Origin of the sequence: Bradyrhizobium sp. ERR14 (assembly GCF_014198235.1) — a bacterium.
In the GTDB taxonomy this organism is placed as follows: Bacteria; Pseudomonadota; Alphaproteobacteria; order Rhizobiales; family Xanthobacteraceae; genus Bradyrhizobium.
The window spans coordinates 25,223-44,981 of record NZ_JACIHD010000028.1 but is presented as its reverse complement, the minus strand read 5'-3'; the positions used below and the strand labels follow the sequence as shown (position 1 = coordinate 44,981).

14 protein-coding genes and 5 pseudogenes are annotated in these 19,759 nt (G+C 58.2%); 11 read left to right on the top strand and 8 right to left on the bottom strand.

The genetic code is table 11. From position 1 onward, the window contains the following. The first annotated feature begins 279 nt into the window (after positions 1 to 279). A complete protein-coding gene (locus GGD62_RS37075; RefSeq protein WP_246800445.1) occupies positions 280 to 1,173 on the top strand; it encodes a TauD/TfdA family dioxygenase in 894 nt (297 codons plus the stop codon). Positions 1,174 to 1,802: 629 nt separating this feature from the next. Here the strand turns inward: GGD62_RS37075 and GGD62_RS37070 are convergent. Further along, positions 1,803 to 2,084 (bottom strand): helix-turn-helix domain-containing protein, encoded by a 282-nt coding sequence (locus tag GGD62_RS37070; RefSeq protein WP_183713497.1) that lies wholly within the window; start codon positions 2,082 to 2,084, stop codon positions 1,803 to 1,805. Positions 2,085 to 2,683: 599 nt separating this feature from the next. On the opposite strand from GGD62_RS37070, the gene GGD62_RS37065 reads away from it, so the two are divergent. From GGD62_RS37065 to GGD62_RS37055, 3 genes are all read left to right on the top strand, one after another. Next, on the top strand, positions 2,684 to 2,956 hold the full coding sequence (locus tag GGD62_RS37065; protein WP_183713494.1) for a DNA -binding domain-containing protein: 273 nt from the start codon (positions 2,684 to 2,686) through the stop codon (positions 2,954 to 2,956). A 162-nt stretch (positions 2,957 to 3,118) separates the two neighbouring features. Further along, positions 3,119 to 3,313, top strand: coding sequence for a transcriptional regulator domain-containing protein (locus GGD62_RS37060; protein ID WP_183713491.1), 195 nt, complete (start codon positions 3,119 to 3,121; stop codon positions 3,311 to 3,313). Between the two features lie 46 nt (positions 3,314 to 3,359). Further along, the gene (locus tag GGD62_RS37055; protein ID WP_183713489.1) at positions 3,360 to 3,899 is read left to right on the top strand and encodes a DUF2285 domain-containing protein; all 540 of its coding nucleotides are present in this window, start codon (positions 3,360 to 3,362) and stop codon (positions 3,897 to 3,899) included. A 255-nt stretch (positions 3,900 to 4,154) separates the two neighbouring features. Here GGD62_RS37055 and GGD62_RS37050 read toward each other — a convergent pair whose 3' ends face one another. Together GGD62_RS37050 and GGD62_RS37045 are read right to left on the bottom strand one after the other, a co-directional pair. Further along, a complete protein-coding gene (locus tag GGD62_RS37050) occupies positions 4,155 to 5,090 on the bottom strand; it encodes a LysR family transcriptional regulator (protein ID WP_183713487.1) in 936 nt (311 codons plus the stop codon). Positions 5,091 to 5,227: 137 nt separating this feature from the next. Continuing rightward, a complete protein-coding gene (locus tag GGD62_RS37045) occupies positions 5,228 to 5,509 on the bottom strand; it encodes a helix-turn-helix domain-containing protein (protein ID WP_183713484.1) in 282 nt (93 codons plus the stop codon). A 988-nt stretch (positions 5,510 to 6,497) separates the two neighbouring features. On the opposite strand from GGD62_RS37045, the pseudogene GGD62_RS41210 reads away from it, so the two are divergent. The 3 genes and pseudogenes from GGD62_RS41210 to GGD62_RS37035 all read left to right on the top strand — a co-directional run. After that, positions 6,498 to 6,808, top strand: a pseudogene (locus GGD62_RS41210) (thiamine pyrophosphate-binding protein); the annotation flags it as partial. Between the two features lie 266 nt (positions 6,809 to 7,074). Beyond that, positions 7,075 to 8,229 (top strand): Xaa-Pro peptidase family protein, encoded by a 1,155-nt coding sequence (locus tag GGD62_RS37040; RefSeq protein WP_183713481.1) that lies wholly within the window; start codon positions 7,075 to 7,077, stop codon positions 8,227 to 8,229. A 152-nt stretch (positions 8,230 to 8,381) separates the two neighbouring features. Further along, positions 8,382 to 9,485, top strand: a complete 1,104-nt coding sequence (locus tag GGD62_RS37035) for a DUF2817 domain-containing protein (RefSeq protein WP_183713478.1) — start codon at positions 8,382 to 8,384, stop codon at positions 9,483 to 9,485. Between the two features lie 717 nt (positions 9,486 to 10,202). Here the strand turns inward: GGD62_RS37035 and GGD62_RS37030 are convergent. The 3 genes and pseudogenes from GGD62_RS37030 to GGD62_RS37020 all read right to left on the bottom strand — a co-directional run. Next, positions 10,203 to 10,937, bottom strand: a pseudogene (locus GGD62_RS37030) (ATP-binding protein); the annotation flags it as partial. A 380-nt stretch (positions 10,938 to 11,317) separates the two neighbouring features. Continuing rightward, positions 11,318 to 11,431: a Mu transposase domain-containing protein gene (locus GGD62_RS41960; protein WP_409333984.1), complete on the bottom strand. Its 114-nt coding sequence runs from the start codon at positions 11,429 to 11,431 to the stop codon at positions 11,318 to 11,320. Positions 11,432 to 11,557: 126 nt separating this feature from the next. Continuing rightward, a pseudogene (locus GGD62_RS37020) lies at positions 11,558 to 12,573 on the bottom strand (hypothetical protein). A 208-nt stretch (positions 12,574 to 12,781) separates the two neighbouring features. On the opposite strand from GGD62_RS37020, the pseudogene GGD62_RS41955 reads away from it, so the two are divergent. Next, a pseudogene (locus tag GGD62_RS41955) lies at positions 12,782 to 13,198 on the top strand (hypothetical protein). A gap of 232 nt (positions 13,199 to 13,430) precedes the next feature. Continuing rightward, positions 13,431 to 13,752 (top strand): annotated as a pseudogene (locus tag GGD62_RS41950) (alanine dehydrogenase); the annotation flags it as partial. A gap of 144 nt (positions 13,753 to 13,896) precedes the next feature. Here the strand turns inward: GGD62_RS41950 and GGD62_RS37010 are convergent. Then, positions 13,897 to 14,373, bottom strand: coding sequence for an Lrp/AsnC family transcriptional regulator (locus GGD62_RS37010; RefSeq protein ID WP_183713475.1), 477 nt, complete (start codon positions 14,371 to 14,373; stop codon positions 13,897 to 13,899). Between the two features lie 189 nt (positions 14,374 to 14,562). Between GGD62_RS37010 and GGD62_RS37005 the strand changes: the two genes are divergently transcribed. Both GGD62_RS37005 and GGD62_RS37000 read left to right on the top strand, forming a co-directional pair. Beyond that, positions 14,563 to 16,041 carry an NAD-dependent succinate-semialdehyde dehydrogenase gene (locus GGD62_RS37005; RefSeq protein WP_183713472.1) on the top strand — a complete coding sequence of 493 codons (1,479 nt, stop codon included), beginning with the start codon at positions 14,563 to 14,565 and terminating at the stop codon, positions 16,039 to 16,041. A gap of 10 nt (positions 16,042 to 16,051) precedes the next feature. After that, a complete protein-coding gene (locus GGD62_RS37000) occupies positions 16,052 to 17,440 on the top strand; it encodes an aminotransferase (RefSeq protein ID WP_183713469.1) in 1,389 nt (462 codons plus the stop codon). 808 nt (positions 17,441 to 18,248) lie between these two features. On the opposite strand, the gene folD is transcribed toward GGD62_RS37000, so the two are convergent. After that, positions 18,249 to 19,214, bottom strand: coding sequence for a bifunctional methylenetetrahydrofolate dehydrogenase/methenyltetrahydrofolate cyclohydrolase FolD (gene folD / locus GGD62_RS36995; RefSeq protein WP_183713466.1), 966 nt, complete (start codon positions 19,212 to 19,214; stop codon positions 18,249 to 18,251). Between the last annotated feature and the right edge of the window lie 545 nt (positions 19,215 to 19,759).

Genomic DNA, 19,759 nt, shown 5'->3' with positions numbered 1-19,759 from the left:
GTTGGTTATGCGGCAGATCGATCTGGTTGCCCCATATGCGAGTGTCTTCGCTACGAACGGCATTGGCCGCGCCGACACGCCGAGGGCGTCAGATCCTAAGATGCTGGTGGTGTGCATCAAAAATCGGTCGCCTAATTGTGGGTGTGGTGATCCCCACGCTCAGACGGTGCGGATGCGTGTCCTCAAGACGGCCTTGCCGCGTTTGTCGCCAGACACAACCACCAGACACCGGGCTTGTTTAGGCATCCACATGAGAGAGGCGCCGTCATGAGTGGCACAATGGCCGTCGATAACGTCATTTCGCGAGCAGACATCATCAAGCACGCAGATCGGCTTGGTGCCGAAATCAAGAACATTAGGCTGTCGGACGATTTGCCGAACGAGGCCATGATAGCCCTTCACCGGCTGCTGCTAGAACACAAGGTCATCTTCTTCCGTGATCAGGGAGATCTGGATGATGCCCAGAAACAGCGTTTTGTGCTCCGGCTCGGCTCGCTGATACCGAATCTCGCAATGGTGGACACAAGGGAGCGCCTCACAATCCAGAAGACGCTGCCTGATCCCGCCGGCAATCATCTCGACCTTAATGACGATAATGACGATCAGGGCGCCTTCTGTGCCGGCCAGCCGACAATTTCAGTGCTGCGGGGAGCAGCAATCCCCATTTTTGGCGGGGACATCGCTTGGTCGAGCAAGGCGGCCGCTTATCTTGACCTGCCTGCCCCCCTGCGGATGCTTGCTGATAACCTCTGGGCTGTGAGCTGCGTCGCATTCGATCTCACTGCGACAGAGGTGGCTACCGAAGCCCACAAGGAGCCATGGGGCACCGTATCTACCGGAACGATCTACGAAACGACACATCCGGTCGTTCGTGTTCATCCCGAGACCGGCGCACGCATGCTCGCGCTCGGTCGCTCCGTGCGGAACTTTGTCGGCCTGCAGCGCTACCCCAGCCAACGACTGTTTGAACGGTTGCAATCATACCTCATCGCGCCGCGGAACACCCTCTGCTGGAGCTGGAAACAAGGCGACGTCGTAGTCTGGGACAATCGCGCGACTGAGCCGTACCCCGTCAACAAAAACGGCAGTCCTCATTGGGCCGTGGACCAGCTTGCGATTGACGCCGGCGTACCGCACATGAAGCCGAAATCACGCGCCGCTAAGGCGGCTTGACCCTCTGCGAACCTAGCGATTTGGTAAGACGCTCGGCGACTCAAGACAGCCCGCAGGATCGGCTGAGGGGCGTAACCTGCCAAATTAGTTCACATCGCCCAGCGCCGGCAGAAACCATCCCGGTCGTGTTCATGCCGCCGTCTTACGTGTCTTACGGACAAGCCGCCAGTCTAGCCTTTCCAGTCGCACCTACAGTTGCGTCCCGGCAAGCGCATCACACCCATCCTCGATCTTCGGCCAGCAGGAGGTTTCATCCTGGAGCCGTACACGGCTTTGATCCTCACGACTGCTCTGGAGAACGGATCTTTCCAATACTATCGCGCACTAGGGTAGCACGTCCCTCCATACCATTGCAGAAGTCCCGGTTGGCGCTCCTATCACCAGATCCGAGACAAACCGCAACAGACCCTTTGAAAACCTCGGGCTCAAGCGGCGGTCCGTAGGTTTACGCGAGCGGCGCACGCGTTCATGCACCGCTTATAACAGGCCGCTCCGGCGGAGGCGGCTCAGCGCAACCCTGCTGGGCCGACATCGGCTGGAGCAGGAGACCGAATCTAGATCAAACGAGGAGGTGGGCCCCCTCAGGCTTGCTCGCTCCCGTCGTAGCTGAAACATGGCTCTCTCGACAACTACGTCCTCTTCCGGCCAAGGCGCGCCGGCTTGCGTCCTCTAGACATCGGCTTAGGGGGCGCCTCACCCTTGGCCGGCTCAGTGAACAGTTCCGACAAGTGAATACCCAAGGTTGCGGCGATACGGTCCAAGAGATCAACAGTCGGGTTCTCTTTCTTCTGCTCAATCCGGCCCATGTATGAGCGGTCGATCCCGGCATCATAGGCCAGTTGCTCTTGCGGAATGCCGCGCTTTACGCGGATCCGGCGCACATTCCAGGCCACAAGCGCACGAGCGTTCATGCGCGAAGGCAGCCATTTGGATGATTATGAAACCACTGGTTATAGCCAGACTATTACGATAAGCTCGCATCCAACCAGTAGCTGTCCTCCAATTGCTTCGAGGAAGCGGGTGAGGGTGAGATGCAGACGCCTATAGTGTTTGTCGTCTTCGAATCTCGCCGACCATCTCGAGCGTTCCAGCGAGGCAAATAGCTTTCCAATGGCAGAGAATCGCCGCTCAGAGGTACAGCGGCATTTTCCGGGCATCGCGACTAAATAGGAGAACCGCTCGCCTGGAGCTCCAAAAGGGAAACGAATATTCTCCGGTTGGCCTGTTCCTCGGCATTGCCTTCACGAGTGCAAGGGGCCGGTCCACCATAGGTCACCGGGTCTTCCGCTAGGAACAAAGCAAATCCGCGATGAGTTCGATTATGGACTGCTGTGAAACTGGGAAAGCGCAGAATGGAGCCGCCAAGTCACGGTGGGCCGATATGCGATTGCCGTCTTGGAGCGAAAAGGAGGTCGGCGTGCGACCATTGGCGCGGTACCAAAACGACCTCAAGATGGATATCGTTGCTCCGATTTCGATAGGTTTTTCAGCTGGCTAGGAGTTTCAGGGAGTGCCGGCCGAGCCGAAGATCGCAGACTTGGCGCCCAGCGCGCACGAGCTCACGTCCTATGACAAGGAGCACGCTGTTACATACATGCGGCTTCTCGATGCTACTGCTGATAAAGCGGATTGGCGCGAAATCGCGCGTATTGTGCTTGGGCTTGACCCCGCTGTTGAACCTGATCGTGCGCGACGCACGTTCGAAAGTCATCTGGCTCGGGCCAACTGGTTGGCGGGCCAGGGCTATCGCGATCTGCTAGGTGGCGGTTGGCCAAAACCATGAACAGCGCTGATGTCAGAATCCACGGAATTCCTAGCATCGCAAAAGTTGATCATTCCATCGATTAAGTGCATTCACGGCGCGCACACGGTGCGCAAGCAACCGGAAACGGCCACAATCATCGGCTGCATTCGCCCCGTTTGATATCTTGCGGGAAATAGGGCGATGCCGAATACTGACTGGAGATCTGACGAAGCGTACAGCGGCCTGAAAAAGGCAGAAGCTGCCGACTTGGCCTGGGAGTGGCTGCGCCGGGATCCCAACTACCAAGAGGATTATAAGCGGCTATCTCGCCGCGAACGTTCAAGCGCAGCGGCGGGCCAGTTCCGACGCAAGTGGGGGCTCTCGTTTTCCAGCTGATCCGCAACAGACTTTCGACGAGCAAGTAGTCTTCTGGGCGCCCGAGGTGCTGTCGACCGTACTGGCTGTGCGGGCGGCCAACCACATTGCGCCCAAAAGCTACCAGCTCGATTTCGCCAATCTGCCGGGCAGCGAGCTTCGTCGCGCGCCGGATGGATGGCATGCGATCGTGCCGCTCGGTGGCACGAAGCATCGACTTTGGCTAAGCGAGCTTCCGAGGAGCGCATCTGCTTTCCTCGTCCATCTACCGCTCGACTCCAATTTTGAGCTTCGCGTGGGGGCCGCACGTCGACTTTGGCTCGCCCTTGAGGGTCGGCGTCTCGGAATGCCTCCTCTTGCTTTGCCTGCTTTGAAGCAGCGCCGGCTGATCCTTGCGCTGCGCGCATTGGATGGATGGCAGGAGGGAAATAGCTATCGCCAAATCGCGCAAGGCCTTTTTGGAAGGCATCGTATCGCCGAGCGCGGCTGGAAAACAGACGATTTGCGCAGCCGAACCGTTCGGCTTGTCAAGCTAGGCCGGCGCCTCCTGCGCCTTCGCTGCCGCGCATTCCTCGACAAAGCCCGACGTAAAGATGACAGTTCATGACTTCTCAGGCAGACTTGGCATGGCTCCGTTCTATGCAACCTCTTCTGCTGGATCGCAGGATAGGCGATTGGATAAATTCCTGCGCTTCTGGTTTCTCGCTCCGTCCTTTGTCTTCGGGAGCGCTGCACAAGGCGTTATCTTCGTCGGGAGATCCCAGGAGCTTTGTTCAGAGTGTCTTAAAGGTTCAGTGCCCCCGGTCTGAATGGGCGGTACTTAGATCTCTGGTCGACTCATCGAACTCACCTGGGCATGCATTCAGCTACCCTGCGCTAGCGTGGCCTTCTTGCAAAGACGGGCGACCCACCGGCAAAAAGAGCGAGCGATCTCGGGCTGCGCGCTGCGATCCATAGCATAGGCGCGATATTGCATGCCACTTGGAGCACGGGAGCCGGGGAGGACTTGCAAAGTGCCCCCTCGCACCAGGTTACTGACGATGATTTCCGGTGCGACAAGAAGGCATTTTCCCGTCATGACTGCCGGCAGAGCAAGATAATTGTGATCGTACCGCGCGCCCGCTCGTACATCGTTTGGCGACAGGTTCATGGCCCTCAGCCATGTTGGCAAGATATCGGGACGAGATGTGATGTTCAGGATCGGCGTTGATCGCACGATCGAGAGCTCTCTGCCACCAACCAGATTGGGTGAACCCACGCATACCAGCTCCTCATTATAAATCTCCCAATTATCGGCAGGTTCGATGACGGAAAGATCGCGTGTAATCAAAACATCGAAATCGTCTGAAGATCTCGGCGGCGAAAGGGAACTAACGACGTCCACGATGACGTCGCCCGCTTCAGAAGAGAATGCCTGCAGATTTGGAATCAGAAGAGAGAACGCAAACGTCGACAATGATGTGCGAACGACAATCCGATTGGTGCCCGCGGCCGCTCGCCGCCGCATTCTCTTGGCGGTGAAGGCGACTGTCTCGAGCGGTTCAGACACTGCGTTAGCAAATAGTCTTCCGAACTCGGTCAAATCACTGCGCCGGCCGCGCCGCTCGATGAGGTCCGCACCGAGATAGTCCCGCAGGACGGACAAATAGCGGCTGACCGAGCTCTGCGTCGTTCCCAAGCTGCAGGCGGCGCGCGTGACGCTGCCTTCGCGTGCGACGGTCACAAAAGCGCGGATGGCATTTAAAGGAACTTCATCGTCTTGAGCCGCCATTGCCTGCTCCGGCACCAGAATGAACATCCATCACATTATTCGATGTTTAGGGCGGGTTGCCGCGTATCAAGGTTCGGCTGCGCATAAAATCCGCGTGGGAGCGCATTGATACCTGGTCCAATACCGCACAAGATCTGCGTCAATAGCTCGGTGCTGTCAGGGGGCTAGGTCCTTTTGCGGCTTGCCGGCTTTGGCTTGCGACCTTTAGGTAAGGTGGCGGGCGGCGGCGCCCCCTTGGATGGCCGAACAAACAGCTCGGAGACAGCAACGCCGAGCGTCTCGGCAAGGCGATCGAGAAGATCGATTGTCGGGTTCGCCTGTTGGCGCTCAAGTCCGCTCATATAGGAGCGATCAACACCTGCATCGTAGGCTAATTGCTCTTGCGGAATACCGCGCTCGACGCGGATCCGGCGCAGATTGTAAGCCACAAGCGCACGAGCTCTCATGCGCGAAGGCAGCCATTTCGATGGTCATCAAACCACAGGCTATAACCGAACTAAAAACATCGAAGATTTTAGATCGAATTATCCGATGCGTGTCACCGCATCGCCCTTCCCGGACGCTACTGGGGGGCCGTACAAGCGCTGGTATGTCGACCGTCCATCAATTCGCGGCGGCGCAGGTTTTCCGGGCGCTGGCCGAAGCTTACCCGAACTGCTGCCTCGGCGGGGTTCGAGTCCGCTGCCCAACTCGCACAAACGGCCTCGACGCAACCGATACTGCTATATGTCCGTGCGTTCAGGGCCGAGAACGGCGTGCCAGAGGAAGTGCTGATGGACAATCCACGCGTGCTCGTGGTGCGCCACGACGCGGTCAGCCGCTCGGTTCAGTTTAACGACAAGCTCATCGCGTTCGCGAAGCGCCGCGAATGCCCGAGCGTCGCCACGAACACAAATGCTTTGATCTTCACCCCGCCGATCGCGACCAGACGCTCGCCCAAGTCGATCTGCAGCTGCCGGCCCGGGGGCGTCTCGAACCGCTCGTCGCCAGTGCTTCGGCCTTCAGAGCCCGCCGATAGGAGGCTGCACGGCGCGTTGCAACGTTCGCCGGCTGACTGCCACGCCTTGCTCGGCCAACAGGTTCTGGCGCACCACATCCGCATTGCCGCGATGCGGAATGAACCTCTCGCGCAGTCAACCTCGAGGCCACGGCGTCGTTTCGGGCGCTCAGGCGACCCGCCACGTAGCCCTTCACTGTGTGATGGCTGCAGCGCAGGCTGCCGCACAATCCGCTGCAGACCCCGACGAGCCTTCCGCGATTCGTTCCTCGTTCATCGCTCTCCCCTCGGCTATCCAAGGAGGGGGAATTCCTCGTGACGCCGAAGGCAGTTTTCCATGGCGCGTGACACCCAGAAGCAGTCCACGATCTAGAGTACTCTCCGTGCATCAAGTAGCGCTTCGCTAAACCAGTTGTCGATACCTACAAGGAGCAGTCATGAGGCAGGCAAAGAGGCGAAACGATGCTCAAATTCCTGTCGACCAGCTTGTGTCACCCAAGTGTCTAAAATTGCACACGCAGAATGACAAGCTTGTTCGCAACGTTTCTTATGTGCCCGATGAAAGCGATCTCGCGACACTCGATGCGCTGCATGGTACGAGCATCGATGTCATCAGCCGCGCGGAAGGCGGCGCCGCGAAGATGGCGGGGCTTATCGCAAGCTCACGCACCGGCCAGGCATCTGCTTTGTCACCCGACGGCCTAGCGCGACCAACGCCAGCCATGGCGTGCACATCGCGATGCAGGAGTACCCCCGATAACCCTCTTCGAAACCGGGCATTCCCTTTTCGGCAGACCAAACGGCGAAAGCCCATACGGAAGTATTTGGGAAAGTGCCCCGCGAATTGCAGGGCTCCTTTTCAGATGTATTTGCAGGATTGCGTCAAAATTCGTCTACTTTTCGCCGACTTGGCGCGTCCGCACACTGTTAAATTTAAATGGTTGCGATTCCGGGTCCATGGTTACGATTCCGGGTCCATTGCCGTTGTGGCAACAAAAATAGGAGAAGCTGCTCGTGCCCGCCTTTAGTCAACGAGAATATCGCGAGCGCACCACTCGGCTGCGCCGGCTGATGGAGGAGCGCGGTATGGATGCGCTAATTGTCCTAGACGAATCAAATATGAACTATCTCACCGGATATGATGGGTACTCGGATTACGTTCCGCAGCTCGCTCTGGTGTGCCAGGACGAGGAGGATCCGCAGCTGATCTTGCGCGAGATGGATGTCGCATGCGCAACGGCCAGTTCTTACCTGCCGCAATCGCGCGTTCTAAGTTATTCCGAAAAATACATAGGTTCGAGCCAGTTGACGCCATGGCTGCCCATTGGTGATCTGATTCGCGAGCGCATCAAGTCGAGCCGCATCGGGATCGAATTGACGGACAAGATGTTGGGAGTGAAGGGCCATGCAGTCTTGAGCAACCGCTTAGACTTGTCGAAGCCCATTGACGCCGATGGCATGATTTCAAAGCTGAAGAGAGTAAAATCATCAACTGAGCTCGCCTACATGGAGCAGGGTGGAAAGATCGTAGAAAAGGCCATGCAGGTAGGTCGGTCGGCGATCTCCACTGACGCTCGCGAATGCGACGTGGCCGCTGCAGTAACACACGCGTTGATCAGTGGCACACCGGAGTTTCCCGGCGGTCCCGGTGGACCTATTGTTATGCCGGTTGGTACTCCCGCCAACGCGCCGCATCTCAGGTGGACTGACAGGCGCTATAAGATGGGCTGCCAGACCAATTTCGAGCTCGGCGCCTTCCGCCACCGTTACGCCTGCGCTTTGGCGCGCACAATTTTTTTGGGCGAGCCACCCGCTCGGGCGCAACACCTACATCAAGCCGCCTTGGACGGCTTCATTGCCCAGCTCGAAACAATACGGCCGGGAGTAAGATGCTCCGATGTTTCGGACGCGTTTCAGCGCGCTTTTAGACCTTATGGCGTGCGTAAAGAATCCAGGAGCGGTTACTCCATTGGCCTCGGTTGGGTTGACGGTGGATGCAGCTTCCAGGCGGACGACGACACCATAATTGAACCCAACATGACCTTTCACGTCCTCATCGGAATTTGGGAAAAGGACGACGGCTACATCTTCAGTGAGACCGTCCGCGTTACCGATAACGGCACAAAACCGCTGAGCAGCATGTCACGCGACATGCTGGTCAACTACTGACCCCCAGCCGTTTTCGAGCGGATGTCGAAGTGCTGCTCAGCGTCAATGCGCCGACACACAGCATCGATAGCGAGTCGTCGCGACACCATGCGAGAACGCTCCAACGACGGGCCTCTCCAACCCAAATGACTTGCCGCAGTAGGACCAGCGAAATGAATTTCGATATCGCCAATCAGTGCGTCGCCACCATTTTTTCTGATAGCTACAGGGAAGCACGCAACAAATTTCTGGAAGTCACCCCGGGGTCACGAGCCTATAAGTGCAGCTCAACAGGACCATCTGGCGAGGAACTGTTCACCGATGTCGCTTACTTCGGCCCGACGCGGGCCGAGCGACTCCTCGTCCTGATTTCCGGCACACATGGTGTGGAAGGTTACTGTGGGTCCGCGGCACAGCTTCTATTCTTACAGGCCAAGTTCCACGAAGTGCTGCCACCTTCTACAGCGCTGCTCGTTGTACATGCGCTCAATTGTTACGGGTTTGCCTGGGACCGCCGAGTAACTGCCGAGGGCGTCGACCTCAATCGGAACTTTATCGACTTTGCCGAGCCACTTCCTCAAAACCCGGGATACGACGAATTGGCGGAACATTTCGTTCCCGTCGATATTTCGGAGGAGGGCGTTCGACGCGCGGAAGCTGCGCTTGCGGCCTATGAGAAGGCGCACGGCGAGCTCGCATTTCGCAAAGCGGCATCGAGTGGGCAATACACCCAACCGGGCGGCGCGTTCTACGGGGGGACTGAACCGACCGAAGCAAGGCGAACGCTCGAGCAGATCGCGGCTGATTTTGACGTGGCACGGCGTAAGCGAGTCCTTATTCTCGATTACCACACAGGACTCGGCCCATACGGGCATGGGGAGTTGCAATGCGAGCTGTCGTCGGGCCGCGAAGGGTATGAACGTGCCGCTACGATCTTTGGCGCTTCAGTGACCTCGCCAGTGCTCGGGACTTCTTCCGCAGTCTCCATTCCTGGTACACAAGATGCGTTTTGGCAGCGAACTCTGGGCGACCGCCACACATATGTCTGCCCTGAGTTTGGGACCTACCAGCCCCCGAGGGGCCGATTGGTACTCCGCGAAGACCTTTGGTTGTTCATGTATCGGCCCGACGTGGTCGCTTCCGAAGCTGGACGTCAGATTCGCCAAGCGGTCAAATGGCACTTCTATCCGCAAGCGGCAGATTGGAAAGAGATGGTGCTTTGGAGATCACACCAAGTGCATAGACAAGCGTTGCATGGGATGGCGTCCGCGGACTAGTAGTTGCAGCGCTAGCATCGCATGCAAACTCCACGTCTACTCGCGCCGGAACGAATTGCGCTCACAGCTCCGCGGCTTGCCGAAAGCTGCCGCAGTCGGCCGGGCCACCGCCCCTCGAAGGCGTTTCGCTCGAGCGCTTGGCCGCGGATCGCCGAATAGCTTCTTCTCTGAAAATTGGTCATTCTTGGACTCAATGCCTTGCCAGCCTAGTGGCATCAAGGCGTCGAATGTTGGCGTGCTCCGCTTAGAATGCTAAGCGGCCGCTCGCACAACTGAGCCCAGAGCACCGGACTAGATACGCGGCCGCGCACTGCGGATCCGGTGCAAGGCAATGCAGAGAAGTCGACTCAGCGCATCCGGTGCGCAGGTGTTTCTGGATAGCCGGTCGACTACTATTGTCGAGATTTTGCTTCAACGAGCCGCACGACAGCTTGGCGCGCCCGCCAACACCAAATTGTGCTCGGACATTATCCGAGGTGTGCGGATTCCGACGAAGTCGCCCACTCTTCCGATTTGATCTCGCCCAGCGGCGAGGCGTCCTGGCCGGCTGGTTCGGTCAAGCGCCGCGTGGTCAATCTGGAAACGCAACTTGAATCTGTTTTTCTTCTGCTGTGCTGTGGCCATGTGGGCAACGCGATCGCGTTGTGCAAGCGCAGCGGCATGTCCACGGCGCCACGAGCTTAGGACTTTCGGGCGGGGTGACGGGGTTCGGCTCGGGCTCTCGCCGGTGAGGTCGAGCCGATGGGCGTTGTGGACGAGGCGATCGAGGACCGCATCAGCATAAGTCTGAGCTCCAATAGGCCACGGAGAGTTGGCTGGTGACGAGGGTGGAACGTCGGCCGTAGCGATCCTCCAGGATCTCCAGGAGATCGTGGCGGGCGCCGGCATCGAGGGGGGCTAGCCCCGGTCATCGAGGATGAGCGAATCGACGCGGCCAAGGGCGTGCAGCAGGCGCGGATGACGGCCTTCGCCGCGTACGAGCGCCAGGTCGTCGAACAGCCGCGGAACACGTTGATGGAGCACGAAGCGATTGTCATGGCAGGAATTGTGATCGAGCGCTCGAGGCGAGCCACCTCTTGCCGACGCCGGCCGGGCCGCAGATCAGCTGGTTGGCATGGTGGTCGATCCAGCGGCCCTCGACAAGCTCGGCGAACAGCGGGCCGTCGAGGCCGCGTGGGGTGCGGTAGTCAATGTCCTCGACGCACGCCTGCTAACACAGCTTCGTGTAGCGCAGGCGGGTGGCGAGGCGCTTGTCGCGGCGCAGCGAGGCTTAACGTTCGAGCAGCAGCGCAAGCCATTCGGCGTGAGGCTTGCGGCCTCGCCGGTTGCTACGATGTCGGCGAAGGCCTTGACCATGCCGTGGAGGCCGAGGGCGTTGAGGCGATCGAGGGTTGGATGGGTAGCAAGGGATGGTCTCCTGTCCGCGGATGTTGGCGTGCAGCATCGGCGCATCGTTCGGGGAGCGCTGATGAGCGGGACGCCGACCGAGGTTGTTGGCGAGGATCGACCTGACCAAGCCATAGGTGCGCGCGCCGATGTCGATCGCCCGCGAAGCCGCGGCGTCCAGTCGTTAGCGCCCATAGGGGGCAGCGAGCCTGCGGATGCCGAGGCAGGCGCAGAAGCCTTGCTCGGGGTGCGAGCGCTCGTCGAGAATGAGGTCGTACAATGCGCTGGTCGCCCACCGAATGGCGGCGTCCTGATACGGATACGTGCGATGGTTCAGCCGGCGTAGCGCCGATAATTAGAGGCCATGTGCTACGGCACGGTCGTGTGCTTGTGCTTGCCGCTCATGCGCTGATGCGCGGCGATCCGATCGCCCTTGTGGAAGATCTCTAGGTGCGGGCTGTGAACCGCACCTCGACCTCGGCCCGGGCGAAGCGATGCGGAACGCTGTAGTAATGCTTCTCCATCTCGACGTGGTAGTCGAGGCTACGCGGCGACGCCACTCGGCGGGCGCGTAGGAACTCGCCGGCAATGGCTTGAGCGCCGGCCGATCGACCTCCTCGAAGGCGGTGGCGCAACGCGCCAGCCTTGAGCACGGTTGATCACCGGTCTACTTCATCGTCGTTCCTTCATCCAAGCAGCGGCGGGCTTTCCGGTGATGTGACGATCACGTCGCTTTGTGCCGCCTTTCCCCCAGGGCCAAACACCGGTGCGCTTGCGTGCTCGCTGCGCCACAATTTGAGACGACGTTGAAGAGTTCGGAGTACCTTGCGCGGCTAGACCCCTGGGTTTTCTGCGTGAAGCTCTGGACAGGAGTTCGCTGCTGGTCCGCCATGGCTCGGCCTCGAACCATTCGCGGCTGTGGCGTAGCCTTGACGAGCGGATCAGGGCGTCACCGCTCACGCTTCGGCTTCGCAACGGGCCTTTCGGTCGAGCGTTCCGCTCCATCTTGCACGCGATTCGCAAGCTCGACAAGAACTGTTCGATCGGCGGGATAGCAGTTGGATGGCGTGCTGGGGCGGCGTCGGTGAGATTGGCCAACTGCTCCTATACGGCTCGGATATCGTGCAGTAAGGCGATCGGGTCCAGGCCAGCAGAGATTTCGTGGACGCTGGCGCGGACGGCATCAGGTGTTCTTGCTTCGGCAACCAGCCGCTGATGTGGGGTCGCGGGGGGCGCTGTACGTTTTGTGCGTCGCAGAGCACTTGCTACAGAGCGACGGCGCTGCCGGCCGCTTTGCTCAGGAACGCTTCGAAGCGCCCGATCGATCGTCCCCGCACTCATCGACAACAATTTGGCCCGAACCTCTGGCGTCAGGTCGATACGGCCGTGACGCTCCATCGATTCAATCAAGATCGGCAGCTGGGCCTTCAGACGCTTGCCGCACACCCGGTCTGCGGCCTCACAAAATAGTACCAGCACAATTCTCTCGGACTCTTGGTAGATCCGCGCACGATTGCGACGCACTGCTGTCTGGCCGCCAGGGTCGCGGCGCAGCAGCCGCATCGCATGCTTCCGATGCAGGCCAGTAAGCGCGACGAACTCGTCTAGAATACGGCCCTTTTCGATATGGCTCGATACCCCTGTAGCGCCGCGCCAATGCAGATTTCAATTCCTTGCGCCTCGCCATACTCAATCGCCTCATCGTTGCCCCTGCGCTCCCTTGCCATTTGAGGCAACAACTCAGCATTCAGGAACATTTTTGGCGACGCAATGCGAGACCAGTTCAGACAAGTGCCTCCTAGGTTGGCAAAACTCGAGCACTCGCCATCCATTCGAAATCTTTCGCTATATCGAATCGTGTATTTCTGCGCTGTTTACCCATCTAAGTTGCAGGTTCGCACCGATCTTCGATAAAGAGCGGCTCACCAACTGCAAATGAGGATAGGTGTTTAAAGGAAATCAAGACGCACGAATACCGCGTCGGACTGACAACCGGGGCTGTCCGCGAATATGTTGCCGCCGGTCACAATGTCTTGGTTGAGTCGATGCCGAGCTGGGATTGGCGCCAGTGATGACAATCATCGTAAAGCTGGGGCAACCATTGCGGTCTCTGCTCACGAGGTGTTTGCGCCGAGCGCGATGATCATAAAACGGAGCCTCAACCTTCCGAATGAACGCAGTTGCGCGAGAACCAGATTCTTTTCATCTACCTGCATTTGGCGCCATACCCGGAGCAAGCAAAGGGCCTTATAAAGTCGGGGTGCACTGCAATCGCCTATGAAACTGTGATGACGCGCATGATGGCCTTCCTCTCCTTGCTCCGATGAGCGAGGTTGCCGGTAGGCGTGCGATCGAAGCAGCCGGTGCGGCTTTCAAGAGGTATGCAGGTGGACGGGGCGTATTGATTGGCGGTGTGCCAGTTGTTCAACCGGCCGTATTGTGGTGATCGGAGGCGGCGTTGTAGGAACGCATGCCGGGCGCATGGCTGACGGCCTGGGTGCAGTCCTCGACCGTTCGATCCCGCGGCTCCGCGAACTGGATAGTATTTGCGGCGGATGTGTGGTCGGTGCGGTGTCATTCCCGGCGCGAGCGCACCGAAGCTCGTCAGGCGCGATATGTTGACTTCGATCCGCCGGGCTCTGTGATCGTTGACGTGACCATCGATCAGGGTGGATGCTTCGAGACATCGCGTCCGACGACGGATGCCGATCTGACTTACGAAGCGGATGGCGCCATCCATTACTGCGTCGCAAATATGCCGGAGCTGTGCCGCTCACCTCGAGCCAGGCTCTGAACAACGCCACATTGCCTTTTGGTTTAGCTCTCGCGAACAAGCTTTGCTGCGGGGCTCGAAAATCCGCATCTTCGCGCAGGCCTCAATGATCAGGTTGCGGCCTGATTCCCGAGGCCCTCAACAGGGCGTTTCCTCCCTGTCTTGAAAGAGCCACTCCTCGTGAGCGGCCCTTTGTTTAAGAGGGACTTTAAGAGCCATATGCTCCACTCTTAATGCATACCGCTATCTGCATCATTCTTCAGGCGGGATCTCAATCGGAATAGCAAACCCTGACTTGACTCTGTCCATAACAACCATCGTCTTGAAACCCTTTATGTCTGGATTCTCATAGAAGAATCTCCTCGTGAATTGCTCGTAATCCTCCATGGTGCGAGAAGTGATGTAGAGGACGAAGTCAGCGTCGCCGGTGACGTAAAATCCATTGACCACTTCAGCCGACGCCTTGATGGCCTTCTTAAATCTATCAATGATGTCGGCGCGCTCACGCTCGAGGCTCACGAGCACTAGCATTTGGATAGGTCTTCCTACCGCTTTCGCCGAAACAATCGACACATCGGCTTCAATAATGCCGTCAGAACGGAGCCTTTTCAGTCGTCGTTGACAGGCCGTAGCGGAAAGCCCTGCCAGTTCGCCGATCACCTCGGAAGTTAAGCGATTGTTCTTTTGCACAATCTCCAGGATGCGGGCGTCTGTTCGGTCGTATTGCATTATGGGGGCTCCAGGCGAATTTCACCGCAAAATCTCTCTGCGACGCTGGAAACCGCCCGATGGACAGTCAAATGCGACGCAAAATCCCTGTCCGACATTAGTATCCTGAATGACGAGAAATTCAACAAAGGGCGCCAGGACTTTTCTGAAATGGACGTACAATCTAATCGGCAACCCAGGTGTCCGCATTTGGCTGGACTCGCTGCGAGCCATCTCCAGACTTTGCGTCGGCGCGATTTTGTCGCGGGAGCGGCGTTGATCGATGGCCGATGGATTGCGGGCGCGCAGAGAGGAGCTGTTGTTGATCCCGCGACCGGGGAGCTAATCGCAGAGGTTGCTGGTTGCGGCCCCTCCGACATGGAGACAGCGATCGCCGCAGCCGAGAAATCCTTTGTTGCTTGGCGAGATCTATTACCTGCTAGTCGGGGGCGCGTCCTTAGGTCGTGGGCCTCGCTCATGCGCGACCATTTGGAGGAGCTCGCCATCCTGGTTACGAGCGAGCAAGGTAAACCGCTCGCAGAAGCTCGGTACGAGATTGCCTATGGCGCTGGGTTCCTCGAGTGGTTCGCTGCGGAGGCGGAGCGTGCATATGGCGAGACGATTCCCGCCCACAAACCTGGCAGTCTGCTTCAGGTCCGAATGCAGCCAATCGGCGTCGCGGCGGCAATTACTCCATGGAATTTCCCTGTTGCCATGATCACGCGAAAAGCGGGGGCGGCTCTCGCTGCTGGTTGTCCGGTCATCGCAAAGCCTGCGCCCGAGACCCCGCTGTCCGCCCTCGCTCTGGCCAGGCTGGCTGAAGAGGCCGGTGTCCCGCCGGGCGTGTTTCAGGTAGTGACCGGCGACCCGATCGAACTTTCAGCGCCTCTCTTGCATGACCCTAGGATCAGGGCTCTTTCGTTCACGGGGTCTACCCAGGTCGGTCGCCTGTTGCTGGAGAAAGCTGCAGCGACAGTAAAGAAGGTGTCGCTCGAGTTGGGGGGGCATGCGCCCTTTCTCGTGTTTGATGATGTCTGCATCGACAAGGCAGTCAAAGGGGCGATGGCCGCAAAGTTTGCTACCTCTGGCCAGGATTGCTTGGCGGCTAACCGCATCTACGTCCAGCGAGGAATCTATGGCGCGTTCGTCGAAGCGTTTGCCGCGGCCATGGCTGAGCTGAAAGTCGGTCATGGGTTGGACTCCGCGACAGATATCGGACCAATGACGAAGCTGTCGGTGGCCAACAAGTGCAGGGCGCAAATCGAGGATGCTGTCGCAAAGGGGGCACGTAGTTCTTCAGTGAGGCAAGACGAGCGCCTTGGTGCAAACTTCGTTGTTCCAACGCTGCTAAGCGATGTCACTGACAACATGCTGATTGCCAGCGAGGAGACTTTTGGCCCGGTAGCAGCGGTGCTTCCTTTCGACTCCGAAGAAGAGGTCATCAGTCGCGCAAATGCCAGTGAAATGGGACTAGCCGCCTACGTCTACACCGATAGCCTGCGCCGGGCGCTCCGACTCTCTGAGAGCATCGAGTGCGGCATGGTCGGGATCAATACACCGTCGTTCACGGGGCCCCCCATTCCGTTCGGAGGCTGGAAGCAATCCGGTCTCGGTCGGGAAGGGTCCCGGCACGGCATCGAGGAATACATGGAGCTGAAGTACGTCTGCTTTGGCGATTTGGCGGCCTAGGAGAACAGGAATGATTGATATAAAAACCATCGCCGAACAAGATCGCTCAAGTGTTCTGCATCCCTTTACTCAGCTCAAGGACTTTGCCACTGGCAAGATCGGTGATCCTACGATCGTTACTGGTGGTAAAGGCATTCGCATCGAAGACGCGCAAGGACACAGTTTCATCGACGGCTTCGCCGGCCTGTACTGTGTAAATATTGGATATGGTCGAACCGAAGTAGCCGAGGCCATCGCGCGTCAGGCCTACAAATTGGCCTACTATCACACTTATGCCGCCCACACGACCGAAGAGCTTGCGACACTGTCGCATCGTCTTGTGCAGATGGCCCCTGGCAAGGCAAGCAAAGTGTTCTTTGGGCTGTCCGGATCCGATGCCAACGAAACTCAGGCTAAGTTGGTCTGGTACTACAATAATCTGCGTGGTCAACCCAAAAAGAAGAAGATCATCTCGCGCGAGCGCGGGTATCATGGCTGCTCGGTAATGTCCGGTTCGATGACGGGTATGTCGTTCTACCATGATCACATGGACCTTCCTTTTCCAGGTATCCTGCACACGGGTACACCGCACCACTATTGGGGTGCAGAACCGGGGGAGACGGAAGAGGCATTCTCTCGACGGCGAGCCCGTGAGCTGGAAGAGCTAATCACAGGGGAGGGACCTGAAACGGTCGGCGCCTTTATTGCCGAGCCCGTTCTGGGTACAGGGGGGATCACGCCACCCCCAGAGGGCTATTGGCGCGAAATTCAAGCTGTGCTCCGCCGTTATGACGTCCTTCTAATCGCAGACGAGGTGATTTGTGGATTCGGCCGAACCGGAGCCGACTTCGGCAGTACGCTATACGGCATGGAGCCAGATCTAGTGACGGTGGCCAAAGGCCTGACGTCCGGTTATGTCCCTCTCTCCGCCTCCATCGTCGGAGATAAGGTTTACAGGGTTATGGAAGAAGCGGCAGATCGAGTCGGAGCGTTTTCGCATGGATATACTTACTCCGGCCATCCGATTGCGGCTGCTGCTGCCAACGCAGTCCTGGACATCGTTAAGAATGAGCGACTAAGTGACCGCGCGCGCATTGTCGGCGCGCACTTTCAGAAGCGCCTCAAGGAGAGGTTTTCGCAGCTGGAAATCGTAGGGGAAGTACGCGGCGTCGGCCTGCTCGGTGCCATCGAGTTCGTCGCCGATCGTCAGACAAAACGTCGATTTGACCCGCAACTCAAGGTGGGAGCCCGGATCTCAAAGGCTGCTCGTGATCGCGGACTTATCGCACGCGCAATGCCGCATGGAGATATTCTCGGCTTCGCACCGCCCCTCGTCGTGTCCGAATCTGAGATAGATGAGATTGTCGACCTGGCGTATCGTGCGACGAAGCAAGTGATGGACGAGCTCGCAAAGGATTAGCAGTTCGTTCGAAAGCGGATTGACCGACGTCACTAAGTATCTATCGAATCATTTTGATGCGCTCATAAACTGCCCTTTTAAAATGCGAACAGGCAACTCGGGTCTGACGATCGGCCCGGTTTCTGCATTCTAGCCCAAGTAAGATGACGTCCCGTCGGTCCGTGATCTGGAAGACGCAGACGACTGCGGGAGTTCGAAAAGCGTTCCGCTCTTAAGGAGCATTCGCGCGATCTCGGGCATCCCGCCTATTGAGGATATCTGACATCGCCGCTACCGGGGACTTGAGCTTCATGATCGTCCTCGAGGAGGGAACACCCGCCAAGCGCCGCCGATTAAGACGAATTGGCCGAGGATGGAATCAACGGTTCGTCGCGAGCGATTTGGACGTTCATTTGGCGAAGGCCATGACCTTGGACACGTCTGCTCTGAGCGCCAGCGTCCCCGCTGATGGTCGTCACACGACCGTTCGATCCTCAGCGTGTTGGTCTTCAGAGCGGACTTTAGAAACGTGGTTGCGCCGATCCGGTTCACGGCGAGTTGGTGCGGATGCGAACAGCTGTTGGCACCGGAAGCTTCCATCCGCTGCGACAACCGCATGATCCGTCGCTTCTCGACAAGCCGATCAACGCCAGATGCTGCTAAGCCTAGATCTTAGGGCCGGGCCACTACTCACCAATCGAGCAGGTTTTCGCCAAGCTCAAGTCCGCGGCCCTTGAAGAGGCATTGCCAAAGCCGACAGCTTGGCCACGAGCGTGGACCGCCCCGAATCGTTGGTTGAGTACCGCTCAATTCCCAATTCCCGCTCCACCTAAGTTACCCGCTCCAGCTCAAGCTGCACGGTTACCCTATCAACGGTATCCTCGGTCAGGTGCCTGGTCTGGCCGACGTCGGGACACACTGCCGAGGACAGTCCACGTCGCGAAACTGCCGCATTAAGGGTATTCGCGAGCAGATAGGCGACAGTCATGGGGCCAACCCCGCCCGGGACCGGAGTGATATAACTGGCCCGTTTACTCACTTCAGCGAAAGCAACATCTCCGACCAATTTTGCTGTTCCATTCGAGTCGATCACACGATTGATGCCGACATCAATGACAATGGCGCCAGGCGTGATCCAGTCGCCCCGGACAAGGCCAGCGCAGCCGGCAGCAGCGACGACAATATCTGCCTTTCGGCAGTGTTCCGGTAGGTTGCGCGTCTGAAGCTGTGCACCGGTCACTGTGCATCCGGCATCGCCAAGCAAAATTGCCAGAGGCTTTCCAACGATATTCGAGCGGCCGATTACAACAACGTCAAGGCCGCTCAAATCACCTGCGACGCTCTTGATCAGATGCATGACTCCGAGGGGCGTGCAGGGCGCGAGACTTGGTTGACCCGCCGACAATCGCCCAACATTGTAGGGATGAAACCCATCCACATCCTTGGCCGGATCGATGGCCTCTAGCACGCGCCAACGGTCGATGTGCCCGGGTAGCGGAAGCTGAACGAGGATACCATCAATGGAGTGGTCAACGTTAAGTGTCTCGATTACCCTCAACAACTCGGTCTCGTCGACCGTGCACGGCAGCAAAAATTGTTCGGATCTGAACCCGACGGCCTGTGCCTGTCTGGCCTTGTTCTTCACGTAAACTGAACTGGCCGGATCCGTGCCCACAAGAACCACTGCCAAGCCGGGGGTAAAATTAAACTCGGCTCGGAGGAAGGCTACATCACGCTTAACGCATGCCTTAAGCGCGGCAGCGATCGTCTTTCCATCAACAGCTATAGCATTCATGGTTCGACTCCTGAAGACGCGTGCGCCTTTGAGTGGTCTGTTCAAAATGAGCAAGACATGCATGCATGTGCGCGATCCAAGTAAACTCGATCGTGCCGTGCAGAGCGCTGTCCTTCAACTTGGCAGGCACAACGTCTTCAACGTCGGCAGTCCATTGTCGATGGGGCTCCTTCTAAACGGAGGAGCGGCATAATTTGCGACGCAAATATTGAATTGGCGCAGTAATCCAACAATTTTTCGTCCAAAAACGCACACTGGTCGCCCCAGGGACAACCAAACACTTCTCTTCACCAAACTGGAGGGCCTTGCAATTCAGAAACGCATGAGTCCGTCGAGGACTGCGTTCGAGATGTCCATGCGCCCCGACGAGAATTGAAGATCGCCATCCGACCACGTTTACGAAATTACTGACTAGCTCGCGGATTTGTAAGTCGCTCCAAACTGTGCCGGGAAAGCGCCGACAGCGTTATGAAAGCCGATGCGATCATCTCGCCGCTAGAGAGCGCGGACAGTTTCGGCGGCGCCTATTGAGCAAGCATACGGCG